The following is an 18,153-nucleotide window of genomic DNA, read 5'->3' as shown; positions in this document are numbered from 1 at the left end:
GAGCAAGTGTTTTTTGGTGCGTGGAATCCGGATGCTCCTCCCGTCGGCATCGGCGAGCGCCTGATCCGGCTCGCTCCAGCGTCCCGGGAAGCACTGCCGGCCGGTGACTTCCGCAATTGGGACGCCGTCGATGCCTGGGCTGACCACATCGCTGCAGAACTGGCAGCGGGCAGTGAACCCACGCCGGGGTCCGGTGCATCAGGACCTGCCCCGGTGGACTAGCTGCCGCCGCCCGCTGCCTCCCGCGGCGCACCGGGCTGAAGTACACCGGGCTGGAGGACACCGGGCTGCGGGACACCGGGCTTCCCAAGCATCGCCCGGAGCTCCTCCAGCATTTCAAGCTGCCGGCTGTTGATGGCCATCAGCCGGTCGAGCTCCGACTTGGACTGCACATCCGTCTCGTAGTCGTGGCGTGCCATCGCCGCCGCTATGGCGTCCTGGCGTTTGGCGGCGATCAGCAGGATGGCGCCCTGGAGTCCTGCCAGCATCGAGAGGAAAAGGTTGAGGAGAATGTAGGGATACGGGTCCCAGGCTGCTGCTGCCAGGACATAGGTGTTGTACCCGGCCCACGCCGCCATGGCGGCGAGGAACAGACCTACGAAAGTCCAGCTGCCCATGCCGTTGCGGAGGACGTCCGCCGCCCGCTCACCGCGGCTCAAGCCCTCCTTGTGCCGCGCATGCCACGTACTTCTTCGCTCGCTCATGTGCTTAGGGTATGCGGCGCCCCCGTCCTCCGCTGCACCAATGTGCGGATGGATCCACCGGCAGGGTTGCCCCCGGCGAACACCCCATTACGGGACCTTGGCCCCTAATGGATTGCCCCGTCCTCTGGCACGGTGGACGGAGGCCGATGCAGGACCATCGAGGGAGAGCAAATTTATGGCGGGAACGTTCGAGCTGTTTGCCGATGAGGATTCGCGGATCAGGTTCAGGCTTGTCGCGCCGGACGGAACCGTGCTGGCGGTGTCCGGACAGTACCCGGACAAGTACCAGGCTGCCACCGCCATCAGGGATGTCCGCGAGTGCGCGGGAACGGGTTTGATCAGTGACCTCGCTCCTGCGGCCGCCCTGGCAAGGGTGGGGGCGCAGCGGAGCCCGCACCACGTCCGCCCGTACAGTACCGGCACGGCCAATTCGCGCGGGGCCGCGTAGAGGCCGGCTGGGCTAGAAACTGGATGAACTGCCCGAACCGGAAAAGCTACCGCCACTGCTTCCATACCCGGTGGTGCTGCCGCCTCCGCCCCGGGCGGAGCTGACGCTGCTGACTCCCGTGTTGAGGCCGGAGTTGAAGGTGGCCACCGAGAAGAAGTGGTAGGACGGATATACGGTGCCCAGGATGCTTGGCTCGTAGCTGCGCCGCCCCCTGTGGTTGAGTCCGTCCTGGGCCGCCTGCATCTCCTTGCGCATCACCTCCGCTTCGCGTTGGTTTTTCGCGAATCCCTCAATGACGGTTTGGGCATGGTTTTCCAGGAGCACGGCCAGCCGGGACCGGGCGTCGTAGAGGCGGTCGAGCGCCTTTTCGGGGGTGGTTTTTCCTTCGGCCAGCTCCGCCGTCCACCGTTCGATGTCCCGGAGGCTCTGGTCCCGGAAGGACCGCAGGGCCGCCGCGGTGGCCGAGTCCCCCTGCCCGTGGCGCTTGCTGAGGACTTGCTCCAGCCCTGCAAGATCCTTGCGGAAGGGGGCGAGCTGGCGGTCCCACGCCGTAGGCCACGCACCGGCCTTGTTGAGGAGGGCGTTGGTGTCGGCGATGACATCGTCCAGTGCGTCGAGCTCCGAGGCTGCATCCGCGTATTCCCGGGCGAGCCTGAGGTGCCTGCGGCGCCCCAGGTCGCGGCTGGACAGCGCATGCACCCTGTTTGAGAGCTGGCTGGCGGTGTTGTACCGGTTGAGGAAAGTCCGGTGCTTCTCAAGGACGTGGCCTCCGTACCGGGAGGCCTCGGGAATGGTGCCCGCGTTCAGCTCTGTCACCTCAAGGTCCATGCTGACGTTGGCGTAGCTTTGGTCACCCCGCGCAATCTCTTTCCGGCTGGAGGATCTCGTGACGGCCCGCACGATGATCCAGGCGGCCGCACCCAGGGCTGCTGTTCCTGCGGTCACCCAGGCTGCGATGAGGAAGGCTGCGGACCGGTACCACGGCTGGCTGATGAGCTCGGCCGCACGGCGGACGCCCGCCACGGTTCCCTCCGTCCACTGCGCGTCACGGAGGAGATCCCTGGCCGCGTCCTGGATGTCTTGCCGCTGCTCAAGGGACACCTTCCGGTCCTCGCCCATGTAGGTTCCAACATGGCGGCCCACCGGATCAAGGGCGAAGATGAAGAGCCCGTCTGCCCACTTCTGCCCATCCGCGCTGATCCACTCGGGATGCCCGCTCCGGGCAAACCTCAGGACCTCTTCATTGAGGTTGTCCCCGGTCCTGCCGTTGTAGGTGTAGATGGCAACCCGTGTGGGCTCGTAGAAGTCGATCCCCTCCAGCGCCGGTACCAGCAAGTTCCGGTCCAGGACCCCGGCAGTGTCCTCCACCTGTACGGATACCGGCGGATCAGCGAAAGCGACGGCTGCTCCCGCCGGCAACAGCGCTGCCAGGACCAGCATCAGGCCTACGAGCCTGTGCACTGCGGTACTCATCCGGTCCACCCCGTTGCTCCCCTGCGTGCTCAGACGGCGTTCCATCCGTTGTCGGAGGGAAGCACCACGCCGTTGATGTTTGAGCCGTCCCTGCTGAGCAGGAAAGTAATTCCGGCGGCGACTTCCCCGGCTTCCGCGATGGGCGGCACGTTGGCCTGGAGCAGGGGGCCAAGGACCTCAGCGCCCAGCTGGGACTTGAATTCTGCGTGGATGTTGGTCCTGGTGCCGCCGGGAGCTACTGCATTGACCCGGATGCCGCGGCGCCCGTACATGACCGCTGAACTGCGGGTCAGGCCGATCAGGGCGTGTTTGGAGACGGTGTAGGCAGCACCTGCCGCCGCCCCGCGCAGGCCTGCCTCGGAGGAGACATTCACTATCGAGCCGTACCCCGCCGCCAGCATCACCGGCACCACGGCCCTTGTAAGGCGCATGACGGCAGTCAGGTTGACGTCCAGCACCCGCTCCCACATGCCGTCGTCGAGCTCATGGACGGGCTGGAAGCTGTCCATGATGCCAGCCACGTTGGCCAGCGCGTCGATGCGCCCGCCGGCGGCGGCCACCACGCCCTGCACCACGTCCTCTTTGCTGATGTCGCCGGCAACCGGCACAAACCCGAGCCCCGGGTATTCGGCTACCAGGTTGTCCAGGCCTTCCCCGCTCAGGTCGCTTGCGATGACCCGGCCGCCCTCGCGGGCAACACGCAGGGCAGTTGCGCGTCCTATCCCGGATGCGGCACCGGTGACAATGACTGTCTGGCCTTCGAACCGGCCCGTCGTGATGTTTTCCTGCCACGCAGCCATGCGGTGCTCCTCAATCCTCAGCATGTCTTGCTTCCCGCTGCTGTGTGGTGCTCTGCTTGGTTGAGCGGGTACACAGGAACCCACGCCACCAGCATGCAGTCACGGAAGAAACCCCCACAGTGCCGAAAGTCCCCTGACCAGGAGCGCAGAAGCTATGCAGGATTCACGGTCCATCGTTGCCGGCTATGACGGTTCTGCTGAGGCTGCTACCGCCATCCACTGGGCGGCGGAGCAGGCGCAGCTGCGCAACCGCCCACTCCTCGTGGTGCACTGCTCCATCTGGCCGCTGCTGACCAGGAACCTCGGCCCCGTTCCCGGTGTCGCGGACAGCGGGCTGGAGCGGGCGGCGCAGGCAATTCTGGAGGAGGGGATCAGCCGTGCCGAAGCGGCGGCCCCCGGGCTGAAGGTTGAAGGCACCCTGCTGCACGGATTGCCCGCATCGTATCTCGCCGAGATTTCTTCCGGGGAGGAGATGATCGTCGTCGGCAGCCGGGGTTTGGGCGGCTTCCTGGGACTCCTGGTGGGATCCGTAAGCCTGGAACTGGCGGCCACCGCAACCTGCCCGGTAGCAGTGATAAGGCCGGATCTTCACCCTGGCGGGCCCGTCGTCGTCGCGGTGGACGGCACGGGGTCCTCCATGGCGCTGGAAGACGCCTGTGAACTCGCCTCTGCCTGGCAGGCGGGCCTCACCGTCGTCCATGTCCACCACACGCCGCCCGGATACGGGCATCGCGAAATGCCGGACGCCGTGGCCGCCGCCGGGGAGGTCCTCAATTCCGCCCTTGCCCGCGCCCGCGCCCTCTCCCCTGCTGTTCCTGTGGAAGGAAGGGTGCTGACTGATACGTCGGTCGCCCATGCCGTCCTCAAAGCGTCGGAAGGTGCACGGATGCTGGTTGTGGGCACCAAGGGCCAGGGGCTCCTCAGGGAGACGATAGGTTCCACCGCCCACGCTGTCCTGCACCACGCACGTGGCCCGGTCCTCATCTCACGCCGCGGCACGACCGCCCGCATCAGGGAGGAACAATAAGGCCCCTGGAGCCAAGTGGTCCGCCTTGGTAGCTTCAACCCATGGCCATCACATTCGAGAACGTCGGCATTGCCGTCCGCGACATCGAAGCTGCAATTGCTTTCTTTACCGACCTCGGGCTCACGGTGGTCGGCCGCGATACGGTCAGCGGCGAGTGGACGGATACTGCCGTTGGACTGGATGGCAACCACGCCAGGATTGCGATGCTCCAGACCCCGGACGGCCGCGGCCAACTTGAGCTTTTCGAATACATCCACCCCGAAGCGAACCAGACGAATCCAACCCGCCCCAACGACATTGGCATGCACCGCGTGGCCTTCTCGGTGGACAATCTGGACACAGCCCTTGAGGCAGCCGCGAAGCACGGATGCCATCCGCTGCGCGGCGTGGCGACCTACGGCGACGCGTACAAGCTCACATACCTCCGCGGTCCGAGCGGAATCATTCTGATGCTCGCCGAAAAACTGCAGAAACGCTGACACCAGCGGACGGCACAATCCTGGCCACCGGGACCTAGGACCCTTATCGATCCCGGCACCCTCCTCCATCCTTGAGGTTGACGCAGCAGTCCGGGATCAACCCGATCGCCGACCAACAAGGAGCAGTCATGAAGGCCATTGTCTACGGCGGGCCCGGGAAAAAATCCTGGACCGATGTGCCGGACCCGTCGATCATCAATCCCAGCGACGCCATCGTCAAGGTGGACACCACCACCATCTGCGGAACAGACCTGCACATCCTCAAGGGTGATGTCCCTGCAGTCCAGGAGGGACGGATCCTGGGCCACGAAGGCGTGGGAACCATCACCGAGGTGGGGGCCTCCGTCACCACACTGAAACCTGGCGACAGGGTGATCATTTCCTGCATCAAGTCCTGCGGCCACTGCGCCAACTGCAAGACTGGGCTCTATTCCCATTGCCTCGGGGACGAAGGCGCATCAGGAATCGGCTGGGTCTTTGGCCACCTCATCGACGGCACCCAAGCCGAATACGTCCGCGTTCCCTATGCGGAAAACTCCCTTCATCTCCTCCCTGAGGGGGTTACGGACGAACAGGCCGTCATGCTCTCGGACATCCTCCCCACGGGCTTCGAAATCGGGGTCCAGTACGGCCGCGTGAAGCCCGGGGACACTGTGGCTGTGGTGGGAGCGGGCCCGGTGGGGCTGGCAGCGATTGCCACTGCGGGCCTCTACGGGGCGGCCACCATCATCGCCATAGACCTTGACCGGAACCGCCTGGAGCAATCCCGCGCGTTCGGGGCTACACACGTTGTCCTGTCAGGCGATTCCGACTGGAAAGACCAAGTGCTGTCCCAGACGGACGGGCAGGGCGTGGATGTTGCCATCGAGGCCGTGGGCATTCCCGCCACCTTCGGTATGTGCACAGAGATTGTCCGGCCCGGCGGCACAGTTGCCAACGTCGGCGTGCACGGCAAACCGGTGGAGCTGCACCTGGAAAACCTCTGGATCCAGAACATCAACATCAGCATGGGCCTGGTCAACGCCAACACGACGCCAATGCTCCTGAAGCTCGTTGCGCAGAAGAAGCTGCCCGCAGAAAAGTTCGCCACCCACCATTTCCGCTTTGAGCAGTTCATCGACGCCTACGACACGTTCGCGCGGGCCGCGGAGACCAACGCACTGAAGGTGGTCATCACCGCCTGAGGGGCGCGGCGGGTGGCGTCCGCCCGGCTGGCAGCCGCGCCGCGGCCTATGCTGGTCCAGTGACCCCTGCCCCCTCCCCAAGCACGCTCGACGTCGTCGTCCATTCGGGACCGGCCGACTGGTGGGTCATCCTCGCCGGCCTGGGTCCCCTGGCCGTCCTCATCGCCGCCTTGCTGGCGTTCTACATCAATTGGCGCACGCTTAAACAGCGCACTGCAGCCGATGCCACTGCGCTGGAGCAGAAGCGGGAAGCGGACGCCCATGCACTGCTGCAAAAAACCGAAGCGGACAGCCGTGCGGAGTGGTGGCGCCGGACGCAGTGGGCGCTGGACCGGGCACTGGACCAGGATGAAGGAACGAAAGCCCTGGGACTGGCAACCCTGGAAGTCCTGGCACGCAGCGAACTCGCCCGCAACGAGGAACTTGAGCTGTTCGACATCGCTTGGAAGAGCGTGTGGGGCGACGAAAACGCGGACGACGACGGGCTGGGCACCGAGGCGGACCCGGAGACTGGGTTCGTGGACGCCGGTGGCAACATAGGCGAGAATGGAACCACGGGTGAAGACACTACCAAGGAGGTTGGACCATGAGCGCAGCATCGTCTGAACACCGGTTCGTCCATACTCCGCGGAGCGCCGCCGCCAAGCCGGCCCCGAAGAAAGCCACCCCTGCCGAGCATCGCGTCCAGGTGGCTGCTGCCAGGCTGCGTGTCACGCTCGACCAGCGCCTCGGCCGGGAAACACCGGCCAGGACCAAGGCGCTGGCCAGGGAACCCATCTAGGTTCCGTTCTGCAGGCTGTGAAGGCCAACGCACATGTGTGCTGGATTGGGTGAGTAGTGGCTGCAGTAATTCTTGGATGGAACCCGAGCGGATCCGGCCCATGGGACTACCGTGCCGCCGTCGGGCTCGTGGCGGAGTCCGGCAGGTTCCTGCGGCGCTGGAGTACTGTCCGGCCACTCAACGTCCCCGCAGGAAGTGAAGCCTGGCTCTTCGTCCAGGGTGGCAGCGACGCCGGCACAGGGCTGATCGGCCACGGGGTGGTGGTGTCCGAGCCGTACCAGGTGCTGTCCGGGGATGACGCCGCCGCGGCCTGGCACGCCGGCGTGCTGTTCGACGCACTGCTCCCCCTCGGTGAGCAGATCCGTCAGAAAACGCTCCGCGCATCAGTCCCCGGGATTCCCTGGAGTGAGGCACTGATCCGCCCGGGCGTTACCGTTCCCGGTCACGCGGAGCCCGCCCTCCGCCGCCTGTGGAGGGACCTCGGGCCGGCGGTCACCGGTCCTCCACACGTTGTTTCGGGCACGCTCCCGCCGGACGCCGTCAGCACCATTGACGTGAACCGCCATGAGCGGGACCCTGACGCACGCCGGGTGTGCCTGGCGTTCCATGGAACGTCCTGCGCTGCCTGCGGTTTCTCCTTCGAAGCCTTTGATGGCGACGCCGGCTCCGGGTCCATCGATGTCCACCATGTGGTGCCGCCGGAGCTGCTTGGGAGCGGGTACCAGCTGGACTCCGTCGCCGACCTTGTGCCGCTGTGCCCCAACTGCCACGCCCTGGCACACCCCAGCGGCGGCCCGCCGCGCACCGTGTCGGAGCTCCGGCACATCATTTCCGCCTCCGGCCACCTGAGGGGCGAGGTGGTCAGCGACCTTGCCCTCCAGGCCCAGGAAGATGCGAGGAGGATCCTGGAAGGACCAGGCACAAACCGGCAGGAGCCTCCGGCCTAGGTTGCCTGGCGTTAGTGCCGCGGGTGCCTGAGGGCTAGAGCGGCGCGTGCGTTGCCGGCAAGATGCACCAGGGCCGCGACCACCAGGAAAGCCGCCAGGACCTGGGCTATGGACGCCAGGGCAGCAGGCCAGCCGCCCTCAAGCGTGGGATCCAGGAAATCGTAGACGTACCAGCCGTCGATGGACCCGCACCCAGGAAAAGATGAGGAAGACCACCGGGTAGGCAAGCCACGCCAGGGGCCGCCACCAGGGACCCCGGCCCATCCTGCTGACCAGGAGCCAGTCGAACACAACATAAAGCGGGGCCAGGCGGTGGTGGGCCATTTGCGGCCAGTAGAGGTCCCAGCTCCACCATGGTTCCTCCGGCGGCGCCACGAGGACAATGTAGATAAGTCCCGTCATCACCAAGTAGAGGACAAAGGCGCCGAAGAGGTGGTCCCACCAACGCGGAAGCCTTGCCGCCGGCCATGCCGCCGATCCGATCAGCAGGAACCCGAGGCCGAGGTTCGCCTGGACGGTGAATTCCGAATACAACTGAAAACTGTCGACGTCGGTGCCCGGCAGGGTTGCGTCATAGGTCTTCTGCACGAGTGCGGCGAGCACGAACGCGCCCACCAGCAGCCGGACCGCCCTGACCCACGGGCTGTCCGGGCGCAGGGCGCTGGCCGGGTCGCGGTGATGCTCCTCCAGGGGAACCAACTTGCGTGCGCTGCTCATTCGCAAAGTTTCGCACGCCAGGGACGTCCCTGCGCAGGGCACAAAGACCGCTGTCAGCTGCTTTCACCCGACGGGCCCCGCATCCCGCTGTAGGCCGTGGCGGCGCCTGCCAAGAAGATGAGGACAGCGACGTACACCGGGCCGAGGTGTCCAAGCGTTGCCAGGCCCCAAGGGTAATGCGCCGGGACAGAGACAGCCAGGCTGACTGCCGTAACAGTGACGGTGGCGGCGAAGGCCCACCGTTCACCCCGTCGCACGCCGAACCAGGACATGGCCGCAATGGCCAGCCCGGTGGCAGCGATGAAGCCGCTAAGCGCAATGTGCAGATGGCTGATGTAGTGATACAGCCGGGGGCTGAACGCCTGGACCTCCGCCCTGCCTTTGTCCACCTCTTCGGGACCGATGCCCAGCTCCAGGAAGGCGCCCGAGAAGTTGAGAGCCAGGAAGGCTGCGGCGTATCCCACGAAAGCCAGCCCGGCAAGCGCCATCAGGGCTGCTCCGGCCCGGAGCCGGAACTGCTTTGCGGAAGTAGTTTGGATGGCAGGCACAGCCGCCACCCCCTCTCGGGTTCACGTTCTTCTTTGATGAGAGTCCCCTGTTCCACGCCTGTCAAGGGAACTTTCCCGGGAAGCGGCGGGCTGATCAACCCCTCAGAAGAAAGCCCCTGTTCCCGGCTGCACGAAATAACCGGCAGTGTAATCCGCAAGAAAGCTTGACGGTTGCAAAACGTTTTGCATATAGTGATGCAAGCAACATACAAAACGTTTTGCAAAGGAACGAAGTCAATGGCGACAAAGGTAAACATCAGGGACGTGGCCAAGGCCGCAGGCGTCTCCGTGACCACTGTGTCGCATGCCCTGAGCGAAGCGCACAGCTCCCGGGTCAACGCCCGGACCGTGGAGCACATCAAGGCAGTGGCCGGCGACCTCGGCTACGCCCCGAACCGGCTGGCAAGCGGACTGCGCAACCAGCGCTCCCAGATCCTGGGCCTCGTCAGCGACGAAATCACCACCACCCCTTTTGCCGGCGCGATGATCCAGGGCGCACAGGATGCCGCTTCCGAACACGGGCACCTGCTCATGGTGGTCAACTCCGGCCTGGACAACGAACTCGAACTCCAGGAAATCCGGGCACTGCAGCAGCACCAGGTGGACGGCATCATCTATGCGCGCATGTTCAACCAGCAGGTATCCGTCCCGGAGGAGCTCCAGGCCGTGCCCACCATCGTGCTGGATGCCACCTCGGACAACCCGGGGCTGTCCTCAGTGGTGCCGGACGAGTTCGGCGCCGGTGACTCTGCCGCCGAGCTGCTGGTCAGGGCGGGGCACCGCACTATCGCCATGATCAACAACGAGGACGACATCCCCGCGGCCCACGGGCGGCTCGCCGGGTTCCGGGCGGGCCTGGACCGCCACGGGCTGCAGCTGCCGGAGGAGTTCCTGGTTGCAGGCCATCCCAGTACAGCGGGAGGCCGGGAAGCTGCGCTGGAGCTGCTGTCCCGGCAGGAGCGTCCCACTGCGCTGTTCTGTTTCAACGACCAGATGGCCATGGGCGCCTACCAGGCGGCCGGGCACCTCGGCCTGGGCGTCCCGGCGGACGTTTCGATCGTGGGCGTGGACAACCTCGAGCTCATCGCCGACGGCCTGTGGCCCGGACTGTCCACCATGGCACTCCCCCACTACGAGATGGGCCGGTGGGCTGTCCTGAAGCTCCTCAGCGAGCTCGAAAACCCCGGGGCGCCCCGGTCGCACGAAAAAATCCCCTGCCCGCTGGTTGAGCGGGAGTCCGTCGCTCCGCCCAGGGGCTGAGCGGCTTCGTCCAGGGGCCTGACCGTCAGCACCGGGTCTACCCCGGCACCACCGGCCCGGCTTCCGGCCCGGACCACAATCCATCCCCTCCACCCTTCCCACAAAAAACGGGAACGCAGCCGTTGCAGCGGCCGCGTTCCCTGCAGGACCCAATCAATCCCTCCACCCTGTCCAAGCAGAAAGACCGACCCATGAACAAGAAGCTCACCAGGATCCTGGCGACCAGCATAGCCGCTGCCGCCCTCACCGCCACCCTCGCCGGCTGCGGCAAAGGCAGCGCCTCCTCCTCCACCGAAGGGTCCGGGGAAATCGCCCTGTGGACCCACAACGCCGGCAACCCGGAAGAACTGGCCGCGGTCCAGGGAATCGTCGACTCCTACAACAGCAGCCAGGACAAAGTGAAAATCAAAGTCCAGGCCTTCCCCCAGGACTCCTACAACGATTCCGTGGTCTCCGCGGCCGCCGCGGGCAACCTCCCCTGCATTGTGGACATCGACGGCCCCAACGTCCCCAACTGGGCCTGGGCCGGCTACCTGGAGCCCCTCGAACTGGACACGGACCTGTCCAAGCACCTCCCCAGCACCGTGGCTGAATGGGACGGGAAGCCCTACGCCGTGGGCTACTACGACGTCGCCCTCGCCATGATGGCACGCGCCTCGGACCTGGAGGCGGCCGGCGTCCGGGTTGCCACCATGGAGCAGCCCTGGACCAAGGAAGAGTTCCAGGACGCCCTCACCAAGCTCAAGGCCCTGGGCAAATGGGAGCACCCGCTGGACCTCGGCACAGCCGGCACCGGTGAATGGCTCCCCTACGCCTACTCCCCCTTCCTGCAGTCCTTCGGCGGAGACCTGGTCAACCGGGACGGCTTCCAGAGTGCGGACGGTGAACTGAACGGCGAGGAAGCAGTCCAGTGGGCCAACTGGTTCCGCGGGCTGGCCGACGAGGGCTTCATGGCCAAGAAGAGCGGCAAGGACTCCACCCAGGACTTCCTGAACAACAAGAGCGCCATCGTGTACACCGGCTCGTGGGCTGCGGACAAGGCCAAAGAGGCCCTCGGGGATGACCTGGTGGTCATGCCGCCGGTCGACCTCGGCGAAGGACCCAAGATCGGCGGCGCCTCCTGGCAGTGGGGCGTGACCAGCGGCTGCAGCGATACCGGGGCAGCCATGGACTACCTGGCCTATTCACTGAAGCCGGAGAACATCGCCGCGGTTGCCAAGGCCACCGGCGCCATTCCGGCCAGCGAGGAGGCTGCGGCCCAGATCCCCAGCTTCACCGAAGGCGGCGCCAACCGGATCTTCATGGACTTCTCCCGGGAATACGCCGTGATGCGCCCTGAAACTCCCGCCTACCCCTTCATCGCCACCGAGTTCGGCAAGGCAACCCAGGACATCCTGAACGGGGCCGACCCCCAGGCCACCCTGGACAGCGCCGTGAAGGCGATTGACGCCAACATCAAGTCCAACGGCGGCTACAACAACTAGCCGGAGCACGCCGGAGGGATGCGCCGCAGCGCGCCGCATCCCTCCCGCCGCCCGACCTACGGAGACCCCCATGGCAACTGTTCCCCTTCCCACACGCCCACGTCCCGCTACCCCGGAAACCGCACTGCCGCCGTCGAACGCCAGGCGCAAGGCCCCCACCAAGCACCGCAGGCCCGGCTCCGGCCGCGAGCAGCTCAGCGGCTGGGGCATGATCGCCCCGGCGGCAGTGCTGCTGCTGGCCTTCATCTTCATCCCGGCCATCCTCGGATTCGGCCTGGCCTTCACCAACGCACGGCTCATCTCGCCGCGGCCGGTGGAGTTCGTGGGCGTGGACAACTTCGCCCGCCTCTTCTCGGACCCCACGTTCTACCGGGCACTGCTCAACGTCGCCTACTTCACGGTGGTCATTGTTCCGGTGCAGTCCGGCCTGGCCCTGGTGATGGCGCTGCTGATCAACAAGAAGTTCCGGGGCGTAAATTTCTTCCGCACCGTGTACTTCCTGCCCGTGGTCACCTCCATGGTGGTGGTCTCCCTGCTGTGGCTGTTCATGTACCGCAAGGACGGCCTGATCAACGAGATCCTCTCCGCCGTCAGCTTCGGCCTCATCGACGGCCCGGACTGGCTCGGGGACCCGAACACCGCTATGCCCGCCATCATCATCCTGTCCATCTGGCAGGCCGCCGGCTTCCACATGATCATCTGGCTGGCCGGGCTCCAGGGCATCTCGGGCGAACTGTACGAGGCGTCGCAGCTGGACGGCACCAGCCGCTGGCAGCAGTTCCGCTACGTCACCTGGCCGGGGCTCTTCCACACCCGCAGCCTGGTCCTCGTGACCATCACCATCCAGGCCCTTGGCCTCTTCGACCAGATCAGCGTGATGACCCAGGGCGGTCCGATGGACTCGACCACCACCATCATCTACGAGGCGGTCCAGTCCGGCTACCGGCAGCAGGAAACCTCCTATGCCTCCGCCATTTCGCTGGTGTTCTTCGTCCTCGTGCTGATCGTCTCCGCGGTGCAGCGCCACCTCACGCGGGAGAAAGACTGACATGAAAAACCAACTGTTCCTGAAAGACGCGGGCACCATGCTGGTCCGCATCCTCTTCGCCGTCGTCGCCGCGTTCCCCATCGTTTTCATGCTGGTCTCCTCGCTGAAGCCGGACCAGCAGATCTTCGGCGACATGTCCTCCCTGGCCGCGTTCCTGCCGGTGGGCAACATCTCCTTCGACAACTACGCAGCCGTCTTCGACCGAGTCCCGGCAGCCCGATTCCTGCTCAACTCGGTGGGCGTCTCCGCCGTCACGGTGATCCTCGGCATTTTCGTCAACAGCCTCTGCGCCTTCGCCCTGTCCCGCATGCAGGTCCGCGGGAAGAAGATCGTGTTCACCGCGATCCTCGCCACGCTGATTGTGCCTTTCCAGACCCTGGCCCTGCCGCTGGTGTGGTGGGTCAACCAGCTCCCCTACTTCGAACTGAACGGCTTCAGCCTCGAGTTCTCCAAGGGCTGGCTGGACACGTACCAGGTCCAGATCATCCCGTTCATCGCCAACGCCTTCTCCATCTACCTGTTCCACCAGTACTTCGAGTCCATTCCCAAGGAGCTGGACGAGGCCGCGCGCATCGACGGCGCCGGCTGGTTCAAGATCTACCGCCAGGTGGTCATGCCGCTCTCCGGGCCGGCCACCGCCACCGTGGCGATCCTGACCTTCCTCCCTGCCTGGAACTCCTATCTCTGGCCGCTGATGGTGGTCCAGTCCGAGGAACTGCGTCCGGTAATGATCGGCATCCAGTACTTCTTCCAGCTGAACGTCTCGTGGGGCGAGGTGATGGCATACGCTTCCCTCATCACTGTTCCGGTGGTGGTGCTTTTCATCGCCTTCCAGCGTTCGTTCGTCAACAGCATCGCCTCCAGCGGCGTGAAGGGCTGACCGTGAATTCATTAACGACGGCGCCAGGGGCACCTCCCGCCACCACCGCGGACCCTTACCGGCCGGAGTTCCACTTCACCGCCGAACGCAACTGGCTGAACGATCCCAACGGGCTGGTGTACCTCAACGGCACCTACCACCTCTTCTACCAGCACAATCCCTTCGGCACGGACTGGGGCAACATGTCCTGGGGCCATGCCACCTCCCCGGACCTGCTCCACTGGGACGAGCAGCCGGTGGCCATTCCGTGCGACGAGCGCGAGGCGATTTTCTCCGGCTCGGCGGTATTCGACGAGCACAACACCAGTGGCCTCGGCACGGCCCGCAATCCTCCGCTGGTTGCCATTTACACCAGCGCCTACAGTGCCGCCTCACCCCTGGCGGGCCGGCAGGCCCAGTCGCTCGCCTACAGCCTCGACGAGGGCGCCACCTGGACAAAGCACTCCGGCAATCCCGTCCTGGACCGCGCGTCCTCGGACTTCCGGGATCCCAAGGTTTTTTGGTACGACGGCGCCGCGGGCAGTTACTGGGTGATGGTCGCCGTTGAGGCGGTGCAGCGCCAGGTGGTGCTGTACAAGTCGGCTGACCTGAAGAGCTGGGAGTACCTGAGCACCTTTGGCCCAGCCAACGCCACCGGCGGGGTGTGGGAGTGCCCGGACCTCTTCGAGCTGCCCGTGGACGGCAACCCCGGTGAGACCAGGTGGGTCCTCATCGTCAACCTCAACCCGGGCGGCATCGCCGGCGGTTCCGCCGGGCAGTACTTCCTGGGCGCGTTCGACGGCGTGGAGTTCCGTTCCGGGTCGACGGTTACGGAGGGCTTCCAACAGGACGGCAGCCGGATGCGTGAGTACGGCTGGCTCGACTGGGGCCGCGACTACTACGCCGCGGTCTCCTTCAGCGGGGTTGCCGACGGCCGGCGGATCATGATCGGCTGGATGAACAACTGGGACTATGCCGGCTCCACCCCCACCGGCGGGTGGCGCAGTTCGATGTCACTGCCGCGGGAGGTCTCACTGGCCAGGCTGGACGGGAGATTGGTGCTTCGGCAAACGGCCATTGACCCGTTTGCCGGGCAGGAATCCCCAAGCTTCAGCCTGGGTCCGCAGGCCCTGGCATCTGGCGTCCAGGAGCTGCCGGTGGCAGCCGCCGTGGGGCGGCTGGAGGTGGTTTTCGAGCCGGGTGCGGCAACCCGTGTGGGGCTGGTGGTCCGGGCCGGCGGAGCCGAACGTACCGTCATCAGCTACGACGTTGCGGACGGCGTGCTTCGCCTGGACCGGAGGGAGTCGGGACAGGCAGATTTCCATGCGGCCTTCCCTTCCGTTGAGGCCGTCGCCGTTCCGCTGCGGGATGGCCGCCTTGGACTGTCTGTCCATCTGGACCGCTGCTCCGTGGAGGTCTTCGCCCAGGACGGGCTCGCCACCATCACGGACCTTGTGTTCCCTGCGGAGGCGAGCACGGCCCTGGCGGTCTTCGCCGAAGGTGGGGGCGCGCACCTCGTGGCGCTGAACGTCGTCGGACGCTGACGCTGCCGGTGGTCCCGGGGTTCGGGACCACCTGCCCTCAGGCTGGGGACGTTTCGGTTGAGCCCGTATCGGCAGCCTGCAGCCAGGTGGTGAGCACCGCACACGCGAGCCCGAGGTTCCCCATCTGGCAGTGCTGGCCGGCGTGCTCGGCCCGGGTGAACACCCGGGTGGTGACGCTGCGGGCCGCCACGAGCGCCCTTTCCTGTTCCCTGGCCAGCGCTGGCGGTTGGAAGGCGTCGTTTTCGCCAACCATCAACAGCACGTCCTGGTTCACCCGGCCGCTGCCCAGGTGCCTGGCGTTCATGCCAAGGAACCATTCGGCGACGTCGGCCGGGTCGTCGCTGTTGAGCATGTACAGGACCTGGTCCACCACCACACGGAGGGTGGGAAACAGCCGGGCACGGGTCCGCACGCTCCAGCGCATGAAGCCGCGGTGCCGCACCATCGCGCGGACCGGGCCGCGCGCCACGCGTGGGAGCCTGTAGAGCCAGTCGTACACCGGCGGCCAGGCCACCACCCGGTGGATCCGGGGCTCGCGGCCTGCGGCGCGGACTGCCCAGTAGCCACCCATGGAGATGCCTACCAGGGCGGCGTGGCCGAGCCGGAAGTGGTCCAGCACCGCCCCGACAGGCTTTTCCCAGTCGTGGTCGAAGGTCAGCCCGTTCAATGTCCGGGCACCGCCTTGGCCCGGGCCCTCGAAGGCAACCACCTGGAAACCTGCGGCGGCTATCCGCTGGCAGATGGGGAAGAACTCCTCGATCAGGGAGTCGAACCCGCCGTGCAGCAGCACCGTGCCGCCGTTTCGGGTCCCGGACGCCGGAAGCGAGTAGGCCCGCAATGACGCTTCGCCATAAGGGATGGTGTGACGGGTCAGACCGGCAGCGGCGAATGCCGTCTCGAAGAGCTGCAGGTAGCGGCGGTAGCGCGTCGCCTTTTCGGCTGACCGCGGTGGCGTGAAGAACTCTGCGATCCTGGCGTAACCCGCCGCCTGCCGGTGCCGGTCCTCGGCTGCGGCGCGGTTGGACAAAGCCTCGAACACGGCGACGCAGTCATCCATTCCCCGCACGTGTGGTGCGGCGCCGAGCAGTTCATCCCGGTCGGCAAAACCCAGGGCATGTGCCCGGTTGAGTTGGTAATTGATGAAGGCCCGCCGGTGGAACCGTTCGAATCCCACCGGCAGGGGAACAAGCTCCGGATCGCTCACATCGCGATCGTACTCCTGGGCTGATGGACGGCGCAGTAGGGCTTCACTTTGCTCTCTTTCGACTGCCCGGGGGGCCACACGTGATTGTCAGACCCCCTTGCCAAGATTGTTTTATGGGCAGCGAAGCGGTGGCTAAGGCGTTTGCGGATATCAGGGCCGCCCTTGCCGTGCTCAACGCGGAGGTGGACGGGTGCGGTTCGGAGCCGTTCTCTGCTGCCGATCCCTTAGCCGGGCTGGCAGATGGGAGCCTGGACATCCTCGCCGCCGCGGCGGCTGTGGAGGCCGGCGTGGCGGGGTTGAAGGCCCGCGCTGCCATGAAGTACGCCGACACCGCCCACGCCCTGGCCCCTCCCGGGATGCCGGTGCAGGCACAGGAAATGGCTGTGGCCGCGGAGATCGGGTGCGTGCTGGCCCTCGGGCCGCGGGCCGCCAGCGCGTTCCTGTCTGTATCCCACGCGCTGACCACCACCCTGCCCCTGACCCTCGCGGCCCTGCACGCCGGTACGATCTCGTGGCAGCACGCCCGGGTCATGGCGGACGAGGCCGCCACCCTCGACGCCGCCGGTGCCGCCGCCCTGGAAGCCCACTTCCTGGACCCGGACACACCACGGCCGGCCGGGGCGGCGACGATCGGTGAGATGCCCGCTCACCGGTTCAAGCACAAAGCCCGGACCTGGCGCGAACGCCACCATCCCGAATCGATCGGGAAGCGCCACGCCAAGGGGGTGGCGGACCGGCGGGTCGACTACCGGCCGGACCAGGACGGGATGGCCTGGCTCTCGGCCTGCCTCCCCGCCGACCAGGCCATGGCAGGCTGGAACCGGCTCAACGCCCTCTCCCGCGCCGCACAAGGACCCACCGAACCCCGCACCCTCACCCAACTCAGTGCCGACCACTTCGCCCAAGCCATCCTCACCAGCGGCACCAGTGCAACCTTCCATGCAGACAACAGTGCAGGTAACGGCGAGGAAGCAAGCGACAGCGACGGAGCCGGCCTGCTTTCCCCGGGGATCCGGGCGCAGGTCCTCGTCACCGTGCCGGTGTTCTCGCTGATGGGCCTGACGGAGGAGCCGGCGGTGCTGGACGGGTTCGGCCCCATCCCAGCGTCGATGGCACGGGACCTGGTCGCTAACGGGGCTGATTCGTTCTACCGGGTCCTGGTCGATCCGCGGGACGGGGCCCCGTTGGAGATCGGGCGGAGCAGCTACCGGGTCACCAAAGCCATGCGGAACTGGCTCCGGATGCGGGACGGCCAGTGCCCGTTCCCCGGCTGCAGCAACCCGTCGTTGGATAACGAGGCAGACCACCTCCTCGCCTGGCACCACGGCGGGACCACCGGGATCAGCAACCTCGGACACCCCTGCCCGAAACACCACAAACTCCGGCACACCAGCGGTTGGACACCAACACCAGCCACCAAAAACCAACCACCCGGCTGGACCTCACCCACCGGCCGCCACTACAAAAGCGAACACCAGGACTGGGAACCACCCCACTGGCCAGAGTCTGCCCTGTCCGCCATGCCCGCTCAGCCCGGCGGCCACGCGGACTATCTATACATTCCACGGTCCCCAGGAGAAGAAAACCTGCACCGCGTCCTCTACGGCAGCTCCTGACCGCTGTGCAGCTCCCTGCCTTCGGCTCCC

General features: G+C 66.2%; 20 protein-coding genes. 14 read left to right on the top strand and 6 right to left on the bottom strand.

Features of this window, described 5'->3' with window-relative positions; translation table 11 throughout:
* Positions 1-6 precede the first annotated feature (6 nt).
* Positions 7-222: a hypothetical protein gene (locus tag HTS88_RS22220; protein ID WP_246256385.1), complete on the top strand. Its 216-nt coding sequence runs from the start codon at positions 7-9 to the stop codon at positions 220-222.
* Here the strand turns inward: HTS88_RS22220 and HTS88_RS16575 are convergent.
* Positions 219-704 (bottom strand): DUF1003 domain-containing protein, encoded by a 486-nt coding sequence (locus tag HTS88_RS16575; RefSeq protein WP_174180280.1) that lies wholly within the window; start codon positions 702-704, stop codon positions 219-221. The two genes, HTS88_RS22220 and HTS88_RS16575, sit on opposite strands and share 4 nt — an antisense overlap.
* A 175-nt stretch (positions 705-879) precedes the next feature.
* Here HTS88_RS16575 and HTS88_RS16570 point away from each other — a divergent pair, with 175 nt between their 5' ends.
* Positions 880-1,152, top strand: a complete 273-nt coding sequence (locus HTS88_RS16570) for a YegP family protein (RefSeq protein WP_174180278.1) — start codon at positions 880-882, stop codon at positions 1,150-1,152.
* Between the two features lie 12 nt (positions 1,153-1,164).
* Here HTS88_RS16570 and HTS88_RS16565 read toward each other — a convergent pair whose 3' ends face one another.
* Positions 1,165-2,625: a DUF5129 domain-containing protein gene (locus HTS88_RS16565; protein ID WP_174180276.1), complete on the bottom strand. Its 1,461-nt coding sequence runs from the start codon at positions 2,623-2,625 to the stop codon at positions 1,165-1,167.
* Positions 2,626-2,654: 29 nt separating this feature from the next.
* Complete coding sequence (locus HTS88_RS16560; RefSeq protein ID WP_174180274.1) at positions 2,655-3,425, bottom strand: SDR family NAD(P)-dependent oxidoreductase; 771 nt, start codon at positions 3,423-3,425, stop codon at positions 2,655-2,657.
* Positions 3,426-3,579: 154 nt separating this feature from the next.
* Between HTS88_RS16560 and HTS88_RS16555 the strand changes: the two genes are divergently transcribed.
* The 6 genes from HTS88_RS16555 to HTS88_RS16530 all read left to right on the top strand — a co-directional run bounded on the left by HTS88_RS16555 (position 3,580) and on the right by HTS88_RS16530 (position 7,843).
* Complete coding sequence (locus HTS88_RS16555) at positions 3,580-4,452, top strand: universal stress protein (protein WP_174180272.1); 873 nt, start codon at positions 3,580-3,582, stop codon at positions 4,450-4,452.
* A gap of 41 nt (positions 4,453-4,493) precedes the next feature.
* The gene (locus HTS88_RS16550) at positions 4,494-4,931 is read left to right on the top strand and encodes a VOC family protein (RefSeq protein WP_174180270.1); all 438 of its coding nucleotides are present in this window, start codon (positions 4,494-4,496) and stop codon (positions 4,929-4,931) included.
* Between the two features lie 128 nt (positions 4,932-5,059).
* Positions 5,060-6,115, top strand: a complete 1,056-nt coding sequence (locus HTS88_RS16545; RefSeq protein ID WP_174180268.1) for a zinc-dependent alcohol dehydrogenase family protein — start codon at positions 5,060-5,062, stop codon at positions 6,113-6,115.
* A gap of 59 nt (positions 6,116-6,174) precedes the next feature.
* Positions 6,175-6,705 carry a hypothetical protein gene (locus HTS88_RS16540; protein ID WP_174180266.1) on the top strand — a complete coding sequence of 177 codons (531 nt, stop codon included), beginning with the start codon at positions 6,175-6,177 and terminating at the stop codon, positions 6,703-6,705.
* Complete coding sequence (locus tag HTS88_RS16535; RefSeq protein WP_174180264.1) at positions 6,702-6,896, top strand: hypothetical protein; 195 nt, start codon at positions 6,702-6,704, stop codon at positions 6,894-6,896. Before HTS88_RS16540 ends, HTS88_RS16535 begins: the two co-directional genes overlap by 4 nt.
* Before the next feature lie 56 nt (positions 6,897-6,952).
* Positions 6,953-7,843, top strand: coding sequence for an HNH endonuclease (locus tag HTS88_RS16530; RefSeq protein ID WP_174180262.1), 891 nt, complete (start codon positions 6,953-6,955; stop codon positions 7,841-7,843).
* Between the two features lie 138 nt (positions 7,844-7,981).
* Here HTS88_RS16530 and HTS88_RS16525 read toward each other — a convergent pair whose 3' ends face one another.
* Together HTS88_RS16525 and HTS88_RS16520 are read right to left on the bottom strand one after the other, a co-directional pair.
* Positions 7,982-8,560, bottom strand: coding sequence for a Pr6Pr family membrane protein (locus tag HTS88_RS16525; protein ID WP_246256384.1), 579 nt, complete (start codon positions 8,558-8,560; stop codon positions 7,982-7,984).
* A gap of 53 nt (positions 8,561-8,613) precedes the next feature.
* Positions 8,614-9,108 (bottom strand): hypothetical protein, encoded by a 495-nt coding sequence (locus tag HTS88_RS16520; protein ID WP_343044999.1) that lies wholly within the window; start codon positions 9,106-9,108, stop codon positions 8,614-8,616.
* Between the two features lie 237 nt (positions 9,109-9,345).
* Between HTS88_RS16520 and HTS88_RS16515 the strand changes: the two genes are divergently transcribed.
* From HTS88_RS16515 to HTS88_RS16495, 5 genes are all read left to right on the top strand, one after another.
* Positions 9,346-10,368: a LacI family DNA-binding transcriptional regulator gene (locus tag HTS88_RS16515; protein ID WP_174180258.1), complete on the top strand. Its 1,023-nt coding sequence runs from the start codon at positions 9,346-9,348 to the stop codon at positions 10,366-10,368.
* 191 nt (positions 10,369-10,559) lie between these two features.
* Positions 10,560-11,852 (top strand): ABC transporter substrate-binding protein, encoded by a 1,293-nt coding sequence (locus HTS88_RS16510; RefSeq protein WP_174180257.1) that lies wholly within the window; start codon positions 10,560-10,562, stop codon positions 11,850-11,852.
* Between the two features lie 70 nt (positions 11,853-11,922).
* Positions 11,923-12,900 (top strand): carbohydrate ABC transporter permease, encoded by a 978-nt coding sequence (locus tag HTS88_RS16505; RefSeq protein WP_174180256.1) that lies wholly within the window; start codon positions 11,923-11,925, stop codon positions 12,898-12,900.
* Position 12,901: 1 nt separating this feature from the next.
* Complete coding sequence (locus HTS88_RS16500; protein WP_066276517.1) at positions 12,902-13,780, top strand: carbohydrate ABC transporter permease; 879 nt, start codon at positions 12,902-12,904, stop codon at positions 13,778-13,780.
* A gap of 2 nt (positions 13,781-13,782) precedes the next feature.
* Positions 13,783-15,303, top strand: a complete 1,521-nt coding sequence (locus HTS88_RS16495) for a glycoside hydrolase family 32 protein (protein WP_174180254.1) — start codon at positions 13,783-13,785, stop codon at positions 15,301-15,303.
* Between the two features lie 37 nt (positions 15,304-15,340).
* Here the strand turns inward: HTS88_RS16495 and HTS88_RS16490 are convergent, their stop codons facing one another.
* A complete protein-coding gene (locus HTS88_RS16490) occupies positions 15,341-16,507 on the bottom strand; it encodes an alpha/beta fold hydrolase (protein ID WP_174180252.1) in 1,167 nt (388 codons plus the stop codon).
* Positions 16,508-16,620: 113 nt separating this feature from the next.
* Between HTS88_RS16490 and HTS88_RS16485 the strand changes: the two genes are divergently transcribed.
* Positions 16,621-18,123 (top strand): HNH endonuclease signature motif containing protein, encoded by a 1,503-nt coding sequence (locus HTS88_RS16485; RefSeq protein ID WP_174180250.1) that lies wholly within the window; start codon positions 16,621-16,623, stop codon positions 18,121-18,123.
* The last annotated feature ends 30 nt before the right edge of the window (positions 18,124-18,153 follow it).

The organism is Pseudarthrobacter oxydans (genome assembly GCF_013314975.1).
Classification (GTDB): Bacteria; Actinomycetota; Actinomycetes; order Actinomycetales; family Micrococcaceae; genus Arthrobacter; species Arthrobacter oxydans.
This window is presented reverse-complemented; position numbering and strand designations above follow the sequence as displayed.